This window comes from Acidimicrobiia bacterium (assembly GCA_041394025.1).
In the GTDB taxonomy this organism is placed as follows: Bacteria; Actinomycetota; Acidimicrobiia; order IMCC26256; family JAOSJL01; genus JAOSJL01.
Genome location: JAWKJA010000002.1, coordinates 1,396,418 through 1,415,651 on the forward strand (window position 1 = coordinate 1,396,418; position 19,234 = coordinate 1,415,651).

Below are 19,234 nucleotides of genomic sequence, written 5' to 3' on the forward strand. Positions count from 1 at the left end.
CCGCATACAACGACGCCCGGCACCCACCCCGCCGGAGAAAGAAGGCCACGATGGCGATCCAGTTGGGCGACAAGGCCCCCGATTTCACCGCACAGACGACCGACGGCGAGGTCAACCTCTACGACTACCTCGGCGACAGCTGGGGCGTCCTGTTCTCGCACCCGAAGGACTTCACACCCGTGTGCACCACGGAACTCGGTGCGGTCGCCAAGCTCAAGCCCGAGTTCGACAAGCGCAACGTGAAGGTCCTCGGCCTGAGCGTCGACCCGCTCGACTCCCACGAGGGCTGGGTCGGCGACATCGAGGAGACGCAGGGCGCGGCCCTGAACTTCCCGCTCATCGCCGATCCCGACCGCACCGTGTCGGACCTCTACGGGATGATCCATCCGAACGCCGACGACACGCTCACCGTCCGCTCGGTATTCATCATCGGGCCCGACAAGTCGGTCAAGCTGATGATCACCTACCCGGCGTCGACAGGTCGCAACTTCGACGAGATCCTCCGGGTCATCGACTCGCTCCAACTCACGGCCGACCACCAGGTCGCGACACCGGTGAACTGGACCGACGGCGACGACGTGATCGTGGTCCCCGCGCTCTCGGACGAGGAGGCGACCGAGAAGTTCCCGAAGGGCTTCACGGCGCTCAAGCCCTACCTCCGGGTGACCCCCCAGCCCGACAAGTAGGTCAGCAAAGCTGGTTCAGAGGTAGCCGAGAGCGTCGACGGGGGTGCCGTTGACGCGGACCTCCCAGTGGAGGTGCGCTCCCGTCGAGTATCCGGTGGATCCCACGTAGCCGACGACCTGACCGGCGCTGACCGTCTGGCCGGCACTCACAGCGAGCGACGACTGGTGCCCGTAGAGCGTGGCGATCCCGCCGCCGTGGTCGATGATGACCGTGTTGCCGTAGCCGCCCTGGTAGCCGGCGGCGATCACGACGCCGGTGCCGCCGGCGACGATCGGCGTACCGTAGCCGCTCCCGAAGTCGAGGCCGGTGTGCATCTTGACCACCCCGGAGATCGGGTGCACGCGGGTGCCGAAGTAGCTCGTGATGGGACCGGGGACCGGTCGGAGGAACTGGCCCGTTCCGACGGCACCTCCGCCACCGGAGCCCCCTCCGCCACCACCCGTGCCGCCGGGGGCGGTCGGGGTCGGCGCAGGGACGGGGTCGGGCTGCTGCATCGCCAGGATGAGCTGGGTGATGGCCTGGGACTCGGCCTCGAGATCAGCGAGCTCGGCTTCGAACTCGCCCTTGCGGGCCTGGATGCCGGCGACGACCTCTTCCTCGGCGGCCTCCTCGGCGGCGACCTGGTCGAGCGCGACCTGCTGCTCGGCCCGGAGCGCGTCGAGCTCGGTACGGCGCTCGTCGAGGGCCTGCTGCCGGGCGAGTGCCTCGTCGCGCTGGACCTCGAGCTCCGCCGACAGGACTTCGAGGGCGTCGCGCTGGTCGATGTACCCGTCGACGACCTCACGCCTGTCGCCGGAGACCTGTTCCAGGTAGTGCGTCCCGGCCGCCAGCTCCCGCACGTTCTCGGCGTCCTCGACGAGGTCGACCACGCTGACGTCGCCGCCGCCCTGGTAGAGGTCGACGACCGTGTCGCCGAACTCCTCCTCAGCCCGGTCGAGGGCCCTCTCGGTCTCCTCGACATCGGCCTGGAGCGCGAAGAAGCGCGCCGCCACCTCGTCGTAGGCCGCCTGCGCCGCCTGCACCAGGTACGTGGCCTCGTCGACGCGCTGCTGGGCCTCGGCGACTCGCGCCTGCGCCTCGCCGCGACGTGCCTGCACGGCGTCGAGCTCGGCGAGTGCCTCCGTCTCGGCGACGCCCGCCTCGCCGATCTCCGCGCGCAGCTCGCCGATCCGGGCGTCGTTCTGCGTGGGGTCGAGCGCCGTCTGGGCGGGGCGCGCCGCTCCGGCGGCGACAGGCGTCACCAGGAGGAACGCAGCCACGAGGGCCACCGGGCGGAATCGCATCTGTTTCATCGTAGGGAACATCAGTCACACTGGCAACAGGTCATACACAGGTCATCGGCCGCACGGCCCTCGATCTGTACCTCTGCAGCGGTCGTCGCCGCATCATCGTCGCCGCTATCCGGAAGCGGTCGCAGTGCCACCGTCCGGGAGTTCTTCTGTCATCAAGGCCACGGACCGTGGCGGCCCGGGCCGTGCTCCTGTCGGGTCCTAGACGTTCAGGTACTTGCGCAGGCCGAGCCACGAACCGCAGATGCCGATCACGGCCCCGATGACGAGGCAGAGCAGGCCGATCTGCACGGCGTCGGCCGATGAAGCGTAGAAGTTCTCCAGCAGCTTGCCCAGGTGCTGCTTGGGCGAGTCACCGAAGACCAGCCGCTGGAACAGGTACACGCCCCCGAAGCCGATGCCGGCGCCCACCACACCCTGAACGAGGCCCTCGGCCAGGAACGGGACGCGTACGAACCAGTTGCCGGCGCCCACGAGCTTCATGACCTCGATCTCACGGCGCCGCGCGAAGGTCGCCAGCCGGATCGTGTTGACGATCAGGAACAGCGAAGCCAGGAGCAGCGCACCCGACAGCACGTAGATGCCGTACCGAAGGATGCGCGTTGCATCGAGGACGTTCTTCACCTGCTCGCCGGCGGTGCGGACGACATCGACGCCGGGACGGCTCTCGAATCGTGCCGCGATGTCTTCGGTGAGCTCCGGTTCGACCGGGACGACGCGGAACGACGTGGGGAGATCGTCCGGAGTGATGTTCTCGGCGAGGGAGTCGTCCTGGAAGAGGCGCTTGAACTCCTCGAAGGCGTCGTCCTGGGTCAGGAACGTGAACCGCGCCACCTCGGGGTCTTCCTCGAGGGCCAGCTCGACGTCGTCGATCTGGTTCTGGGTGGCCTCCACCTCCATGAAGACCTCGAACTCGACACCGTCCTTCCAGCGGTCGGTACCGGCGTCGACAGCGCGGGAAACGAGGAGGATCACGCCGAAGAGGAGCAGCGACACCGCCACGGTCAGGATCCCCGCCAGGGTCATGAGGATGTTGCGACGCAGCGAGATCAGCGTCTCGCGTGAGAAGTAGCCCGCTCGGAGAGCCATCGTTGCTCCCTACGCGCTCACGCCGTAGACGCCGCGCGACTGGTCGCGCACCATCTCGCCGGCCTCGAGCTCGATGACCCGGCGACGCATGGCGTCGACGATCCGCTGGTCGTGTGTGGCCATCACGACAGTGGTTCCGGTCTTGTTGATGCGGTCGAGCAGGCGCATGATGCCGACCGTCGTGGCCGGGTCGAGGTTTCCGGTCGGCTCGTCGGCGAGCAGGATGAGCGGGCGGTTCACGAAGGCCCGCGCGATCGACACGCGTTGCTGCTCGCCACCCGACAGCTCGTTGGGGAAGTTCCCGGCCTTGGTCTTGAGACCGACGAGGTCGAGGATCTGCGGGACCTGCGACTCGACGACGTTCTTGGGCCGGCCGATCACCTCGAGGGCGAAGGCGACGTTCTCGTAGACGGTCTTCGAGTCGAGCAGCTTGTAGTCCTGGAAGACGCAGCCGATGTTGCGACGCAGGTGCGGAACCTTCCAACGCGACAGCTTGTCGATCTCGCGCCCCGCCACGATGATCTGGCCGTCAGTGGGCTGCTCCTCGCGCAGGAGCAGGCGCAGGAAGGTGGACTTCCCCGAACCGGACGGACCGACCAGGAAGACGAACTCGCCCTTGGCGACCTCGACGGAGATGTCGCGCAGTGCGACAACGTCGCCCTTGTAGACCTTGGTGACGTTCTCGAAAGTGATCATCGGTCCGGACGAGGGTACTACGGCACCCCCGAAATCCGGGGACGGTCGCAAAGCCCCCGACGCGTGGCGTTCAGGCTTCTCTCAGGCTTCAGGTTTCCCTGCTCGGGCAGCGCAGGACACCTGTTGCCGTTGCTCGTCTCGGGCGCTGCAGGATACCTGCAGCGCTAACCCTCGCCTCGCTTCTTCCCGTTGCTCGTCTCGGGCGCTGCAGGATACCTGCAGCGCTAACCCTCGCCTCGCCTTCCCGTTGCTCGTCTCGGGCGCTGCAGGATACCTGCAGCGCTAACCCTCGCCTCGCTTCCGGAACTGGAGGCCGGCCTCGATGAAGGCGTCGAGGTCTCCGTCGAGAACGGCCAGGACGTTCCCGGTCTCGTGGATCGGCTCGTCGTCGACCTTCCGCTCGTCCTTGGCGAGCTGGTAGGGCGCGAGCACGTACGAGCGGAGCTGGCTCCCCCACGCCACATCCTTCTTCTCGCCCGAGAGCTTCTCGATCTCCGCCTCGCGCTCCTCGCGGGCGCGCTCGGCGAGGCGGGCACCGAGGATCGCCATGGCACGCGCCTTGTTCTGGATCTGGGAGCGCTCGTTCTGGCACGAGACAACGACCCCGGTGGGCAGGTGCGTGATGCGGACCGCCGAGTCGGTCACGTTGACGTGTTGACCGCCGGCGCCCGACGAGCGGTAGGTGTCGATGCGCAGATCCGACGGGTCGATCGCGGGGACCTCGGCCTCGTCGAGGGCGGGAACGGCGTCGAACGAGGCGAACGCCGTGTGACGACGGGACTGGGAGTCGAACGGCGAGATACGGACGAGCCGGTGCACGCCGCGTTCACCCGAGAGCAGGCCGTAGGCGTGGCGTCCGCGGACGGTGAACGTGGCCGACGAGATTCCCGCCTCCTCCCCCTCCTGCACCGAGTCGATCTCCACGCTGAACCCGCGCCGCTCCGCCCACCGGGTGTACATGCGCAGCATCATCTCGGCCCAGTCCTGTGCGTCGGTACCGCCCGCGCCCGAATGTACCTCGCAGATGGCGTCGGCCTCGTCGTGCTCTCCGCTGAACAGCGCACGGAGCTCGAGGCGGTCGAGCTCGGTCGCGAGTGAGGAGACCCCGTCGGCGATCTCGGCCTCCACCGAGTCGTCGTTCTCCTCGACCGCGAGCTCGTAGAGGGTTTCGAGATCTGCGATCTGCGCACCCAACCCGTCGACGAGCTCGACGTCGTCGCGAACGGCCGACAGCTCCGTGGTGACCCTGCGGGCCACGTCCTGGTCGTCCCAGAGGTCGGGACGGCTTGCTTCCGCCTCGAGCTCCTCGAGGCGCGCGCGGGCGGTGTCGATCCCGAGGTATCCGGACGCGTCCGCGACGCGTCCGCGGAGCTCGGCCAGATCGGCCGAGAAGTCGTGCATGCTCAGCGGCCGTGGCAGTGCTTGTACTTGCGGCCGCTGCCGCAGTGGCAGGGCTCGTTGCGCCCCGGGGTCTTGTCGACGGTGACGGGCATGTTGGGTGCGTTGTCGGTGGGGTTGGCCCGGGGCGCGTCGGCGAGCGCCGTTCCCGTGGTCGTCGACGACGAGGTCGACGACGAGGTCGACGACGACGCCGGCCCTGCGGCCGCACGGAGCGCCTTCGAGCCCTGCACCGCACCCTGGGGCGCGGTGTAGGTGAGCCCCGACTCCGGCGCCTGCTGCTGCTCGGGCGTGACGACCTTGAGGTGGAAGACGTAGCGCACGAAGTCGTCCTCGATGCCCGCGAGCATCGCCTCGAACATGTCGAAGCCCTCGCGCTGCCACTCCGACAACGGGTCGCGCTGGCCCATTGCACGGAGGTTGATACCACCCTTCAGGTAATCCATCTCGTAGAGGTGGTCGCGCCAGTGCTGATCGATGACCGAGAGCATCACGCGACGCTCGATCTCACGGAGCTTCTCCGCGCCGACCAGTTCCTCCTTCTCCTCGTAGAGCGTGACGGCGTCGTCGAGGAGAGCCTCCTCCACCTCGACAGCCGACTCCATCTGCCCGAGCGCGTCGAGCTCGATCGTGGTGGGGAACGCCGTGCGAATCTGTGTGTGCAGCTCCTCGAGGTCCCAGTCCTCGGGGAGCTCCTCGGAGCAGAACGTGGTGACGGCACGCTCGATGGCCGACTCGATGGCCGCCATGGAGGCATCGCGTAGATCGCCGCCGTCGAGGATCTGCTGGCGTCGGCGGTAGATGACCTTGCGCTGCTCGTTCATCACCTCGTCGTACTCGAGGACGTTCTTGCGGGTCTCGAAGTTGCGGTCCTCCACCGTGTGCTGCGCGCGCTCGATGGCCTTCGACACCATCCTCGACTCGAGGGGGACGTCCTCGGGGAAGCCCTTCCCCATGACCCACTCCATGGCACCCGTGGCGAACAGCCGCAGCAGATCGTCCTCCAGGGAGAGGTAGAAACGGCTCTCACCCGGGTCGCCCTGACGCCCGGAGCGGCCGCGCAGCTGGTTGTCGATCCGCCGGCTCTCGTGCCGCTCGGTGCCGATCACGTAGAGACCACCCAGCTCCCGGACCTCGTCGCCGTCGGCCCTGCACTGCTCGGTGGCTGTGGCCACGAGCTCCTCGTAGCGCTTCGGGCTCTCCTCCCGGGTGGTGTCCTCACGCTTCAGCTCCTCTTCGGCGAGCATCTCGGGATTCCCGCCCAGGAGGATGTCGACACCACGGCCCGCCATGTTCGTGGCGACCGTGACGGCGTGCGGCTGGCCGGCCTGCGCCACGATCACGGCCTCCCGAAAGTGCTGCTTGGCGTTGAGGACCTCGGCGTCGATCCCACGCTTGTCGAGGAGCGTCCCGAGATGCTCCGACTTCTCCACGGAGATCGTTCCGACGAGGACGGGTTGACCGGCGTGGTAGCGCTCGGCGATGTCGTCGGCGAGGGCCTCCCACTTGGCGGCCTCGGTCTGGTAGATGAGATCCGGCTCGTCGATACGCGCCAGTGGCCGGTGTGTCGGGATCGACACCACCTCGAGCTCGTAGGTGTGGGCGAACTCGCCGGCCTCGGTGCTGGCGGTTCCGGTCATTCCCGACAGCTTCTCGTAGAGGCGGAAGTAGTTCTGGAGCGTGACGGTGGCGAGCGTCTGGTTCTCGTCCTTGATCCGCACACCCTCCTTGGCCTCGACGGCCTGGTGGATGCCTTCGCTCCACCTCCTTCCCTCGAGGATGCGGCCCGTGAACTCGTCGACGATCTTCACCTCCCCGTCGGCGACGATGTAGTCCTTGTCGCGCTTGAAGAGCTCGCGGGCCTTGAGCGCGGCCTGGAGCTGGTGGACGTAGTTCTGGTTGAAGTGGTCGTAGAGGTTCTCGGTGCCGAGTGCCTCCTCGACCCGGCCGATGCCCTCCTCGGTGGGTACGACCGTGCGCTTCGCCTCGTCGAGCTCGAAGTCGCGGTCCTTCTTCAGCGTACGAACGATCTTGGCGAACTGGACGTAGATCTCGTAGTTCTTCTCCGCACGCCCGGAGATGATCAGCGGCGTTCGGGCCTCGTCGACGAGGATGGAGTCGACCTCGTCGACGATGGCGAACCGGTGGCCCCGCTGTACCTGGTTCGCCCTGCTGGGCGCCATGTTGTCGCGCAGGTAGTCGAAGCCGAACTCGTTGTTGGTTCCGTAGGTGATGTCGGCGTTGTAGGCCGCTCGCTTCTCATCGGGCCCATCGCCGCCGGGGACGACCACGCCGACCGAGAGTCCCAGGAAGTCGTAGATCCGCCCCATCCACTGGGCGTCGCGCGTGGCGAGGTAGTCGTTGACGGTGACGACGTGCACGCCCCGACCGGCCAACGCGTTGAGATACACCGGGAGCGTGGACACGAGCGTCTTGCCCTCACCGGTCTTCATCTCCGCCACCCAACCGAAGTGGAGGGCTGCTCCACCCATGAGCTGGACGTCGTAGTGACGCTGTCCGAGGACGCGACGCGCCGCCTCACGGACGAGCGCGAACGACTCGGGCAGGAGCTCGTCGAGGAGGTCGTCGACCTCCGCGTCGTCGGGGTCGTCACCCAGGGCGGCGAACCGCCCCCGGTAGTCGTCGGTGAGAGCCCGGAGCTCGGCGTCGGTGCGGGCCTCCATCTCCGGCTCGAGCTCGTTGACGAGGGGGACGACCCTCTGGACGGCCTTGAGCTTGCGGCCCTCGCCGACGCGTAGAAGCTTGTTGAATACACCCATGGGAACGACGAGTCTACCGGCGATCGGCGCCGACCCCGATCCGCCCGACACGCCCGGTTCCCCCGACGGCTCCGACCGACCGCCGGCCGGTGGGCGGCGCGTCGTCCCGTGGATCCGCGCCGACGTGTCGGTGCCGCGTCTCGTCCTCGGGGCGGCGATCGTGCTGTGGGCCGTGGTCTTCGGTGTGCTCGTCTGGCAGCGCCACGACCGGTTCGGCACCTTCGGCTTCGACCTCGGGATCTTCGACCAGTCGACGTGGCTGCTGGCGCACCTCGACTCGCAGTTCATCACCGTGCGGGGCCTCGACGTGTTCGGCCACCACGCCAACCTCGGCCTCGTGCTGCTCGCACCGTTCTACCGCCTGGGCGCCGGCCCGCATTTCCTGAACCTTCTGCAGGTCGTGGTGATGGCGCTCGGTGCCGTACCCGTGTACCTGCTGGCCCGGTACCGCCTCGGGCGGGAGTGGCCCGCGGTGCTGCTCGGGGTCGTGTTCCTCCTGCATCCCGCGTTGCAGTTCCTGGCGTGGGAGACGTTCCATCCCGAGAGCATCGCCCTCACCCCTCTCCTGTGCGCCTACTACGCCTCGGTCCGGCGGAACTGGGCGTGGTTCACCGTGTGGGCGACACTGGCGGTGATCTGGAAGGAGGACGTGGCGCTCGCCGTGGCGGTCCTCGGGCTCATCGTCGCCGCGCGCGGCACCCGCGAGCGCGGTGACCGCCAGATCGGGATCGTCACCTTCGGTGCGGCCCTCGTGTGGTTCCTCTTCGTGTCACAGGTGCTGCTGCCCGCTGTCAACGGCGACCAGGCGTTCTACAACCAGTTCTTCGGCGACCTCGGGAGATCGCCGCTCGAGATCGCGGGCAATGCCGCACGCGACCCGTCGCTCGTCACCCAACGTCTCGGCGCGCCCGGTGCGCGGGAGTACGTGTGGATGATGCTCGCCCCCTTCGGCCTCCTACCCCTCCTGGCGCCCGGCGTCCTCCTGATCGGCCTTCCACAGCTCCTCGTGAACCTGCTGTCGGTCAACGACTTCACCCGGTCGATCACCTTCCACTACGCCGCGCTCCCCCTCGCCGCGCTCACTCTCGGAATGGTCGAGGGGGTCAGTTGGCTGCTGCGTCGCGACATCCGGCGATGGTCGCGGCGACTCGTGCTGACGGGTCTCCTGGGGTGCGCCGTGTTCGGCACGGTGGCGTGGGGCCCCTCGCCGGTCGGGTTCCGCTACGACGACGGGTACTGGCCGAGTGCCGACGACGCGCAGCGCGCAGCGCGGCTCGAGGCGCTGGACGTGGTACCCGACGGTGCTTCGGTGAGCGCCACCTACGACCTCGTCCCGCACCTCACGCACCGCGAGAGCATCTACGAGTTCCCGAACCCGTTCCGCGAACGGAACTTCGGCGTGTCGGGCGAGGGGCTCCCCGACCCGTCGGTCGTCAACTGGCTGGTCGTCAACCGTCGGCTCCTCGGCGAGGACGACGCCGCCACGATGGTGCGGATCGAGGAGTCCGGGGAGTTCGGTGTGGTCTTCGAAGACGACGACATCGTCGTGCTCCGGCGCGTCGGCTCCGGGTGAGACTCGGTTCCGGGTGAGTCGCGCCGCGAACGGTCGCGTGTTCGTCACTCGATCTCGAGGAGCTTCTCGCGCAGGGCGTAGACGACGGCCTCCATGCGCGAGTGGAGGCCCAGCTTCTCGAGAATGTTGCGGATGTGGTTCTTGACGGTGTTCTCCGCGATGTAGAGGTGCTCGGCTATCTCGCGGTTGCTCTCGCCCTTGGCCACGAGCTTGAGCACCTCGACCTCGCGTGCGGTCAGCCGCGGCGTGTGTGCGAGTCGTCGGTCCTCCGCGCGTCGCGCCACGGCGTTGAACTCCGACAGCAGCTTCGGCGTGAGCGACGGCGACACGAGGCCGTGCCCACGGGCGACCGCCCGGACCGCGTCGGCGACATCCTCGATCGACACCTCCTTGAGCAGGTACCCGTCGGCGCCGGCGAGGACGGAGTCGAAGAGATCGCGCTCGTCGTCGGAGACCGTCAGCATCAGGATCTTCGTGGCAGGGTGTTGCTCACGGATCTTGCGTGCCGCGTCGATCCCGGACGTTCCGGGCATGCGGACATCCATGAGGATCACGTCGGGGCCCAACGACTCGGCCGATTCCACGGCGGCGTCACCGTCGGTTGCCTCACCGACGACGTCGATGTCGTCCTCCTGGGAGAGGACCAGCTCGAGGCCGCGGCGGAACAGCGCGTGGTCGTCCACGATGAGGACGCGAAGCGGCTCGCCGGTCTCGACCTCGGGCTGTTCGTCCATGACGTGCTCAGCCGGCCTCGATCAGCCCCAGGTCACCGTCGCGACGGCGGTAGATCACCGCCGCACGGCCGTGCTCCGAGCTCGTGAACAGGAGGAAGTCGTGGCCGAGCAGGTCCATCTGCATCGCCGCCTCGCGGGGGCTCATCGGTTTCATCGCGTCCTGCCTCACGCGGACGATCTCCCGTTCTGCTCCGGTGCTCGCGGCGGATGTCGTGTGCGACGCCGGCCCGGCGGCCGCCACCCCACCGGGGACAGCGCCGGCCAGCGTGGCGGTGACCACGGCCTGCCGACTGTCGCCGGCAGCGGCGTCGGGGCCGGGATCGGGGGCGTTGGTCGGCCCACGCGGCGATCGGCGGGGGTGGGATCTCTGGACCCGGCGTTCGTGGAGCTTGCGCGCCTGGTGCTCCACCTTGTCGACCGCGACGTCGAGTGCGGCCTCGTAGGAGGCGGCGCACGCACGCGCCTTCAACAGGGTTCCCGTGACGTGCACGAGGATCTCGCAGACTTCCCTGTCGGAGACGCTCGGGTTCCGCTCCTGTTCGAACTCGACGTCGATACGGGTGATGTCGCGAAGGAAGCGGGTGACACGCCCGGCTTTCTCGTCGGCGAGACCCCGCAACTTCGCGGGAACGCGTCCGTGCTTGTGCCGGACGACGATCTCCACGCTCAGCGCACCGGGCCGCAGAGGGGAGGCACGTCGGCGCTGCCGGGCCGACCGACGGGGCACGGGGGTCGCCGACCGCGGAGCATGGGGCGAGTATAGGCAGCGCCCGCGACGCCGGCCCCCGAGGTCACGCCCCGGTGGCGCGGAGGAGGTCGACGAGGCGTTCCGCCACCTCGTCGGCACGGGGTCGGTACGCACCGGTCCCGACCCGGGCGCGCACGGCCCGTACGACGTCGGGGCGCACCGACGAGGGCGGGGGCGGTCCCGACGGGGCCGACAGCGGGGGCCCGAGGGCCCGCACACCGGTCATGGCCGCCATCGATGTGTCCTTTCGCCGCCGTCCACCGTGGCCGGCCCTCTGCGCCGGCACCCGAGCACCTCGGGCGTGTCAGCCGGAGAATCGGACGTTGCGTGGCCGATCTGAAGGGTTTTTTCACTCTCCGTGGTATCCATCGCTGTCGCTCCCGCCGGGACCGGCACACGGTGGCGCCGTCCGGGCGGCCGTCGCGGCCACGACCCGGCGCGCGCCGGCGGCCCGCAATGCGCGCGCGGCGGCCGAGAGGGTGGCACCGGTGGTCGCCACGTCGTCGACGACGAGCGCGCTCAAGCCGCGGATGTCGCGGGTACAGGCGAACGTCGGGCCCACCGCGCGTTCGGCGCGCCCACGGCCCTGCTGGGCGGACGAGTGCGGGTCACGTGTGAGGAGACGTGCCGCCGGACGACGCAGCGATCGTGCGACGGCACGCGCGAGGACCTCGGCCTGGTCGAAGCCCCGGCGACGCCGCCGATCACGCGTCGTGGGTGGCCAGGTGACGACATCGGTGAGCTCGTCGGGCCCGACTGCGGCCACCAGATGGTCGGCCAGCACCGCCAGGACCGCGCGCGACCGACGCGACTTGGCAGCCACCACCGCGGCGCGCCAGGCACCCGCGTAGGAGTGCGCTGCGTACCACGCCGCGACGCCGGGAGGTGGCGGCGACGGGACCGCCGCCGCCAGACGGTCGGTGCACGGGCCGCACAGGCCGTCGGAGGCCTCGGCGCCGCATCCGACACACGGCAGTGGGAGCAGGAGGGACGTGAGCGACCGGAGCACCCGCCGGACGCTACCGGCGCCCTCCGACACCTACCTTCAATAGCGGTAGTGCTCGGGCTTGTAGGGGCCGTCGACGGGGATGCCGAGGTAGTCGGACTGCTCCTCGGTGAGGCGCGTGAGACGGACGCCCAGCTTGTCGAGGTGGAGCCGGGCGACCTTCTCGTCGAGGTGCTTCGGAAGGGTGTAGACCCGGTTCTCGTAGAAGTCGTCGTGGCCGTACAACTCGAGCTGCGCCAGCACCTGGTTCGAGAAGCTGTTCGACATCACGAAGCTCGGGTGGCCGGTGGCGCATCCGAGGTTCAGGAGGCGGCCCTCCGCCAGAATGATCACGGCGTGGCCGTCGGCGAAGGTCCACTGGTCGACCTGCGGCTTGACCTCCGTGCGCTCGACGCCGGGCACGTGCTTCAGCCCCGCCATGTCGATCTCGTTGTCGAAATGGCCGATGTTGCCGACGATCGCGTTGTGCTTCATGGCGGCCATGTGGTCGGCGGTGATGACGTCCTTGTTGCCCGTGCTCGTGATGAAGATGTCGGCCTCCGCGACGACGTCATCGAGGGTGGCGACCTCGTAGCCCTCCATGACCGCCTGGAGTGCGTTGATGGGGTCGATCTCGGTGACGACGACGCGTGCGCCCTGACCGCGCAGTGACTGCGCGCAGCCCTTGCCGACGTCGCCGTAACCGCACACGACGGCGGTCTTCCCGCCGATCATGACGTCGGTGGCCCGGGAGATCCCGTCGACGAGCGAGTGCCGGCACCCGTAGAGGTTGTCGAACTTCGACTTCGTGACGGAGTCGTTGACGTTGATGGCCGGGAACAGCAGCGTGCCGGCCTCCTTCATCTGGTAGAGCCTGTGGACGCCCGTGGTGGTTTCCTCGGTGACGCCGCGGATCTCGCCGGCGAGGCGGTGCCAGTGGCGGTCGTCTGACCCGTGGACGCGGCCGAGGAGCTCGAGCACGTAGCGGAACTCCTCGGAGTCGGCGGTGTCAGGGGCCGGAACGGCGCCTTCCTTCTCGAACTCGACGCCCTTGTGCACGAGCAGGGTTGCGTCACCACCGTCGTCGAGGATCATGTTGGGGCTCGAGTCACCCGGCCAGGTGAGTGCCTGCAGCGTGCACCACCAGTACTCCTCGAGCGTCTCGCCCTTCCATGCGAACACGGCGGGGCCGGAAGGCGCGTCCATCGTTCCGTCGCGACCCACGACGACCGCGGCAGCGGCGTGGTCCTGGGTCGAGAAGATGTTGCACGACGCCCACCGGACTTCCGCACCGAGGTCGAGGAGCGTCTCGATGAGAACGGCTGTCTGGACCGTCATGTGCAGCGAGCCGGTGATGCGGGCCCCGGCGAGCGGCTGCTTCGCGCCGAACTCGTCACGCAGCGCCATGAGCCCGGGCATCTCGTGCTCGGCGAGCGTGATCTCCCGGCGGCCGAACGCCGCCTCGGAGAGGTCGGCGACCTTGAAGTCGGACGCGGCGTCGCGGGTCGCGGTCTCCGATGATGCGGTGGTTGTCATGGTGCTCCCTGGTCGGGCGGTGTCCGCTGGGCCGGCCGGCGTGCCGCGCACAGAGAACCCGGTTCGTGTGCTGGGAGTCGGCCCGGATCACCGGGTGACAGCCGAAACGGCCCGACCGGACCAGTTTACAGGTCCTCGCCCGCCAGCTCCTTCTTCAGCTGCTGGATGGCGTCGATCGGGCCGGGGTCGACCTCGTTGTCGTAGGCGAGGTAGAGGCTGGTCCAGTCGCCGACGTACATGAGGTCGAGCAGCTGGGCGAGGGGGCCCTCCCCGTGCGCGCGCACCTCCAGGGTGGCGGCGAGCGCCTCGTCGATGAGCCCGGTCGTCGCCGCGATCCGCTCGGGCACGCGCTCACCCTCGAAATCGTGGCGCAGCGTCACCAGCGTGAACACCTGCCGGGTGACGTCGCCGTGCTGGCCCCAGCCACAGATCTCGTTGTGGTCGAGCTCGGGGTACACGTTCCACACGGCCGGGGCCTTGGCGTTCTCGTTCACGTCGCACTTCCAGCGCATCGCCGCAACACCCCCGAGCGGGCCACCCCCGTAGACCAACGGGACGGTACGGCCGATCTGCCGGGCCAGCGCCCGAGCCGGGTTGGCGTCGCCTGTGACGCCGGTTGCGCAGGAATCGCGTCGGGCCGCGAGGGCCTTCTCCGCCTCGAGCAGCCAGGCGTGCGCGTCGGGGAGCAGGCCGGCGCGCTTGGCGGTCACGAAGAGCGGGACGACCAGCGCGCCGAGAGCAGCACGGGGTTGGAGGCCCGCGGGGCAGTCGAAGTGCAGGAGGTCGTGCTCCCGTGCGAGCGCTCCCAGGGCTCCTCCACTCGTGACGGCCACGACCGTGGCACCGGCATCGAGGGCGGCGTGGGTCGTCGTGAGGGTCTCCTCGGTGTCACCCGAGTAGGACTGCGCGAAGACGAGCGTGCGCGAACCGAGGAACGCCGGCGCGTCGTAGTCCTTCACGACGGTCACCGGCACGGGAAGCGCGCGCCTGCCGACCGACGCCAGGACATCGCCCGAGATGCCCGACCCGCCCATCCCGCAGACGACGATCGAGTCGACGTCGTCTGCCGCCGGGAACCTGTCGGCCGGGATCGACCCTGCGGCCTTGTGGGCCGCGGCGACCTGTTCGGGGAGCCCGTGGACGGCGTCCGCGAAGTCGAGGGTGTCGAGACTGGCCACGGTGTCCTCCGGTCAGACGTCGAAGGTGGGAGCGATTCCCTCGGCCTCGGCGCGCTCCACCAGCGCCTCGTGCTCCGCGTCATCGACCGGCTCTGCCTCGTCGACGAGCATCACCGGGATGCCGTCACGGATCAGGTACCTGCGTCGGAGGCGCGGGTTGTAGAGGAAGTCGTCGGCCTCGAAGTAGAGGAGAGGTCCCTTGTCCTCGGGGCAGGCCAGGATCTCCAGCAGCCGCTTGTCGAGCGCCATGTTCGTCCCTTTCGGATCGTGCGGACGGGATTCGGGTTGTCGGGAAACGGTCGGGGCGGGACTACGCCCGGATGACGGCGAGGACCTCGTCGGTCCGCTTCGAGCACTCCTCACGGGTCGGGGCCTCGAGGTTCAGGCGCAGGAGCGGCTCGGTGTTGGACGGGCGGAGGTTGAACCACCAGTCGCCGAAATCGAGGGTGAGCCCGTCGAGGTGGTCGGCCTCGGCGTCGGGGAACTCGGCCTCGACGCGCTCGATCACCGCCGCCGGGTCAGGCACCTCACTGTTGATCTCGCCGGAGTCGGCGTACCGCTCGAACGGCCTGCGGAGCTCCGACAGCGGCACACCCGCCCTCGACAGCTGCTCGAGGACGACCATCGTGGCGATGATGCCGGAGTCGGCCCTCCAGTTGTCGGCGAAGTAGTAGTGGCCCGAGTGCTCGCCGCCGAACACGGCGCCGGTGTCGGCCATCACGGCCTTGATGAACGAGTGCCCGACGCGCGTGCGGACGGGCTCGCCGCCGTGCTCACGGATCACCTCGGGGACGGCCTTCGAGCAGATCAGGTTGTGCAGCACGACGGGAGGTTCCGGAGGAGACCCGTCCGCCGCGATGCGGTCGAGGACCCCTGCCGCGACGATCGACGTCGTGAGAGAGCCCGAGAGTGGCTCGCCCGTGTCGTCGACGAGGAACACGCGGTCGGCGTCGCCGTCGAAGGCCAGGCCGACGTCGGCCGAACGCTCCCGGACCTCCCGTTGCAGGTCGACGAGGTTCTCGGGGTTGATCGGGTCGGCCGGGTGGTTGGGGAAGGTGCCGTCGAGCTCGGGGTAGAGCATCGTGAGCTCCACGGGGAGATCCTCGAAGACCCTCGGGGCCACGAGGCCGCCCATGCCGTTGGCGGCATCGGCCACGATCGTCATCGGGGAGAGAGAGCCGACGTCGATGAAACCGTGGACGTGCGCGGCGAACTCGTCGAGCAGCGGGCGCTCCGTGACCGTGCCCGACGTGGGCGCCCGCTCCACGAGGCCGTCGGCGACCCTCGCCTTGATCTCGGCCAGGCCCGTGTCCCGGCCGATGGGGGCCGCACCCGCCCGGCACAGCTTCATCCCGTTGTACTGCGCCGGGTTGTGGCTGGCCGTGAACTGGACGGCGGGGACGTCGAGGAGCCCGGCGGCGAAGTAGACCATGTCGGTCGAGGCGAGCCCGATGTTGGTGACGTCGGCGCCTGCCAGCGTCGCACCGTCGATGAAGGCTTCCGTGAGGGGCTCCGACGACGGGCGCATGTCGTGGCCGACGGCGATGGCGCCTGCTCCGAGGAAGGCCACGAAGGCGTTGCCGACGCGGCGTGCGAGGTCGTCGTCGATCTGGTCGGGGTACGTGCCCCGGATGTCGTAGGCCTTGAAGAACGCGTCGAGGTCGTCGGGCGGGTTCATGCGGGCGCACATGGTAGTGCCGGGGTCCGGTCGGCCCTCCCTCCGGTCGGGCGCCGGGCCGGCCGCTACGGATGCACCCGTGTGACCTGCTCGTGCGCCGCGGTCCCGTCTCCCCCGGCCTGACCGTCGGGTTCCACCGGCGGCGAGGTCGCCACCTCACCTGTCTGCTCCACCGTTCCCCGCCGACGACGTCGACCTTCCGCGGTGATGAGCGCCACGAGGCCGATGAGCCCCAGGAGGCTGATTCCGAGGGCGACCCGGTCGAGCCCGGTCGGCCCGTAGCTCAGCGTCACGTCGTGTTCGGTGGGGACGACCACCATGAGGTTCGGCGTGAGCCGCCACGGCCCGTCGGCGCCGCTCGCACTCCATCCGGGGAAGTACGACGTCCGCACGACGACCGGGACGCCGGTCTCGTCGACCGAGAAGCTCACGGAGTCGTCACTCTCCTCGATGTCGGAGACCTCCACGGGCGGCAGCGCCCGGAAGGCCTCGGTCACCGCCTCGTCGGGAGCGGCACGCACCCATCCCGGGGGCCCGCCGGAGGCCAGCGGGCGCTCGAGGGCCGTCGGGTCCTCCCACCAGAGGGCGGCGGGCTCCAGCCAGTCACCTGGTCCGACACCCTCGAGCACGACGGGCTCGTACGCCAGACCCGACACCAGCGACGCGTCGGCGACCTGGTAGATGCGCCACCCGTCCGGCTCCACGCCGTCGCGGTCGTCGACCTCCGCCACGAGACTCAGGGACTCGTGCGCGTCGGCGCGCTCGATCGCCTCGTCGGAGGTGAGCATGAGGTACCGGACACCGAGCGCCTGGAGCTGACGGACGCCGTGGTCGAACGTCTCCGGTGAGCCGTTCCCGGCGTTGGGCCCGTACACGACCTCGGAGTCGTCGGGGAACCGCACCGGGTTGGAGGGCTCACTCGCGAGCTTGGCGGTCATGAGGAAGTGGAACGGCGTGGTTGCCGACGACTCGAAGTAGAGGCCCTCCATCGAGGCGATGCGGCCGTCGGTGAAGTACGGGAGGAGCTCCAGGGCCAGGTCGGTCCCGTAGTTGTTCAGGCCGTCGGCGCGCTCCCACACGGCGCGGCCCTCCGGCAGGGCTCCCATCGTGTCCATGACCTCGAAGAACTCGGGAGCCGCATCGCGGCCCTCGAATCCCGTGTTGTTCCACCGTGCCCAGTCGTCGAGGAACGATCGGTCGGCGTGCGAGAAGGCGAGTGCCGCCAGGCTCGCCGCCACCGCCACGACGGTCGCGACGACGAACGCCGGCTGGGCACCCTCTCCGGGCTCCCTCACGGGCGCGGCCACCGTGCCGTCCGCCGTCGCCGACCACGTGGGCTCCGACCGCGTGGGCTCCGACCGCTCCCATCCCGCATCGTCGCCGCCCGTCTCCGGCCCGGCGTCGGCGCCCGAAGCGTCATCGACACCGAGAGGCCGCTCCGCACGCGCCCACGCCCACACCGACAGCCGGCCGACCCACCGGGCGCAGTCGGCGGCTCCGAGCGCCGCGAGGAGGAACAGCATCAGGTAGTAGAAGGGCACGAGACGCCCGTTCCAGACCCGGCCCTCGGGCATGAGGCGGACCAGCAGCCCGAACGCCACGGTGAGCGCACACACCACGATGGCGGGCCGGCGGCGGCCGACCACGCCCGAGACCGCGCCCACCACGGCGAGCCCGACGACCCAGAGGATCTCCGTCGGGAAAAGGACGTCGACGTAGTTCGTGAGCTTCTGCCAGCCCATGTCGGTCGTGTAGCCGAGACGGGCCACGAGCGGCAGCGCCCACACCGCGGTGAGGGTGAGGCCGATCACGCCGATCGTGGCGGCACGAACGAGGGTCCTCACCGGGTGGAAGCCCAGCCACACCATCACGGCGGCACCCACGACGAAGCCCGCCACGATGATGTGGCACATGATCGTGGCGGCGAAGAGCACGGCGGCCAGGGCCCGGCCCCGTCCCGTGCGCAACGCCCGTGCGAAGACCCCCAGGAAGAACAGCCCGAGCGCCAGCCCGAGCGAGAAGGAGAACTCCCCCTGGAGGGTGCTCGTGAGGTTGCCACCCCAGTTCTGGTACTTCAGGTCGAACAGGAAGAGCACCGAGGCGGCCGCGAACAACGGCGGCGCGGGCCAGCGCACCCGGATGCCCCGGGCGAACACGTAGGCGCCGGCGGGGAGGAGCACGGGACCCGCCGCCGCCACGAGCTTGAAGGACACGTTGTAGGGCAGGACGAGGTCGCCGACCCGGATCAGGAACGCCGGCAGGGGGAAGTAGAAGTGCCCGACGGGAAAGCCGGCGTAGTAGTCCTGCGACCAGCCGGACAGCCTCAGGGTCCCCAGGATGTGGTCGCCGAAGAAGGCGGGCCACCAGACGTGCGCCCCGGTGTCGCCCCCGTTCGCCGTCGTGTCCCGGAACAGCAGGGATGGCTGGAGCTCGAGGAACACGAACGCACAGCACGCGGCGACGACGCCGATGCCCACTGCGAGTTCGATGAGGCGACGATGACGCGCCGCGGCGTTGGGAATCACCTCGGGCGTCGGAGGGGGCCCGGGCGCGGCCCCGGCTGGCTGCATCCCGACAGGATGCCAGGGGGGACGCGCCCGGCCGGGGCGGGGAGCCTCAGGCGGCGACGGCGACGTCGGTGGCGCGGGGACGGAACTACGGGAGCGGGGAGACCTGTGTCAGCCGGCGGTGCGAGCCAGGTCGAGCACTCCCTCGAGGGTCAGCACGCCCGTGTCCTCGACGTCCCACGACTTGGCCTCGCAGAAGCCGCACCGCTGGAACGTCACCTTCTCGCCGGAGATCTCCATCCGGATCTCGATGACCGTGTCCTTGCCGCATGCGCCACAGTGCATGGTGTTCCCTC

At 69.4% G+C, this 19,234-nt stretch carries 17 protein-coding genes; 2 read left to right on the top strand and 15 right to left on the bottom strand.

The features are described from left to right. Positions 1-50 precede the first annotated feature (50 nt). The gene (locus tag R3A49_06445; protein MEZ5170368.1) at positions 51-686 is read left to right on the top strand and encodes a peroxiredoxin; all 636 of its coding nucleotides are present in this window, start codon (positions 51-53) and stop codon (positions 684-686) included. A 15-nt stretch (positions 687-701) separates the two neighbouring features. On the opposite strand, the gene R3A49_06450 is transcribed toward R3A49_06445, so the two are convergent. From R3A49_06450 to secA, 5 genes are all read right to left on the bottom strand, one after another. After that, a complete protein-coding gene (locus tag R3A49_06450) occupies positions 702-1,970 on the bottom strand; it encodes a peptidoglycan DD-metalloendopeptidase family protein (protein MEZ5170369.1) in 1,269 nt (422 codons plus the stop codon). A gap of 207 nt (positions 1,971-2,177) precedes the next feature. Further along, positions 2,178-3,065 carry a permease-like cell division protein FtsX gene (gene ftsX, locus R3A49_06455; GenBank protein ID MEZ5170370.1) on the bottom strand — a complete coding sequence of 296 codons (888 nt, stop codon included), beginning with the start codon at positions 3,063-3,065 and terminating at the stop codon, positions 2,178-2,180. Positions 3,066-3,074: 9 nt separating this feature from the next. Then, complete coding sequence (ftsE, locus tag R3A49_06460; GenBank protein MEZ5170371.1) at positions 3,075-3,761, bottom strand: cell division ATP-binding protein FtsE; 687 nt, start codon at positions 3,759-3,761, stop codon at positions 3,075-3,077. 282 nt (positions 3,762-4,043) lie between these two features. Further along, positions 4,044-5,162: a peptide chain release factor 2 gene (gene prfB, locus R3A49_06465; protein ID MEZ5170372.1), complete on the bottom strand. Its 1,119-nt coding sequence runs from the start codon at positions 5,160-5,162 to the stop codon at positions 4,044-4,046. A 2-nt stretch (positions 5,163-5,164) separates the two neighbouring features. Further along, complete coding sequence (secA, locus tag R3A49_06470; GenBank protein MEZ5170373.1) at positions 5,165-7,939, bottom strand: preprotein translocase subunit SecA; 2,775 nt, start codon at positions 7,937-7,939, stop codon at positions 5,165-5,167. On the opposite strand from secA, the gene R3A49_06475 reads away from it, so the two are divergent. After that, positions 7,938-9,512, top strand: a complete 1,575-nt coding sequence (locus R3A49_06475) for a DUF2079 domain-containing protein (protein MEZ5170374.1) — start codon at positions 7,938-7,940, stop codon at positions 9,510-9,512. The two genes, secA and R3A49_06475, sit on opposite strands and share 2 nt — an antisense overlap. A gap of 44 nt (positions 9,513-9,556) precedes the next feature. On the opposite strand, the gene R3A49_06480 is transcribed toward R3A49_06475, so the two are convergent. The 10 genes from R3A49_06480 to R3A49_06525 all read right to left on the bottom strand — a co-directional run bounded on the left by R3A49_06480 (position 9,557) and on the right by R3A49_06525 (position 19,223). After that, complete coding sequence (locus R3A49_06480; protein MEZ5170375.1) at positions 9,557-10,246, bottom strand: response regulator transcription factor; 690 nt, start codon at positions 10,244-10,246, stop codon at positions 9,557-9,559. Positions 10,247-10,253: 7 nt separating this feature from the next. After that, positions 10,254-10,910: a ribosome-associated translation inhibitor RaiA gene (gene raiA, locus R3A49_06485; GenBank protein MEZ5170376.1), complete on the bottom strand. Its 657-nt coding sequence runs from the start codon at positions 10,908-10,910 to the stop codon at positions 10,254-10,256. A gap of 127 nt (positions 10,911-11,037) precedes the next feature. Then, on the bottom strand, positions 11,038-11,229 hold the full coding sequence (locus tag R3A49_06490) for a hypothetical protein (protein ID MEZ5170377.1): 192 nt from the start codon (positions 11,227-11,229) through the stop codon (positions 11,038-11,040). A 114-nt stretch (positions 11,230-11,343) separates the two neighbouring features. After that, positions 11,344-12,003, bottom strand: a complete 660-nt coding sequence (locus R3A49_06495) for a phosphoribosyltransferase family protein (GenBank protein MEZ5170378.1) — start codon at positions 12,001-12,003, stop codon at positions 11,344-11,346. Between the two features lie 36 nt (positions 12,004-12,039). Further along, positions 12,040-13,515: an adenosylhomocysteinase gene (ahcY, locus tag R3A49_06500; GenBank protein ID MEZ5170379.1), complete on the bottom strand. Its 1,476-nt coding sequence runs from the start codon at positions 13,513-13,515 to the stop codon at positions 12,040-12,042. Positions 13,516-13,640: 125 nt separating this feature from the next. Next, positions 13,641-14,693, bottom strand: coding sequence for a bifunctional phosphoglucose/phosphomannose isomerase (locus R3A49_06505; GenBank protein ID MEZ5170380.1), 1,053 nt, complete (start codon positions 14,691-14,693; stop codon positions 13,641-13,643). 12 nt (positions 14,694-14,705) lie between these two features. After that, positions 14,706-14,942: a Trm112 family protein gene (locus R3A49_06510; GenBank protein MEZ5170381.1), complete on the bottom strand. Its 237-nt coding sequence runs from the start codon at positions 14,940-14,942 to the stop codon at positions 14,706-14,708. Between the two features lie 61 nt (positions 14,943-15,003). Then, positions 15,004-16,371, bottom strand: a complete 1,368-nt coding sequence (gene manB, locus R3A49_06515; protein MEZ5170382.1) for a phosphomannomutase/phosphoglucomutase — start codon at positions 16,369-16,371, stop codon at positions 15,004-15,006. A gap of 65 nt (positions 16,372-16,436) precedes the next feature. After that, positions 16,437-18,941 (bottom strand): 6-pyruvoyl-tetrahydropterin synthase-related protein, encoded by a 2,505-nt coding sequence (locus tag R3A49_06520; protein MEZ5170383.1) that lies wholly within the window; start codon positions 18,939-18,941, stop codon positions 16,437-16,439. A 108-nt stretch (positions 18,942-19,049) separates the two neighbouring features. After that, positions 19,050-19,223 carry a hypothetical protein gene (locus R3A49_06525; GenBank protein ID MEZ5170384.1) on the bottom strand — a complete coding sequence of 58 codons (174 nt, stop codon included), beginning with the start codon at positions 19,221-19,223 and terminating at the stop codon, positions 19,050-19,052. Positions 19,224-19,234 lie beyond the last annotated feature (11 nt).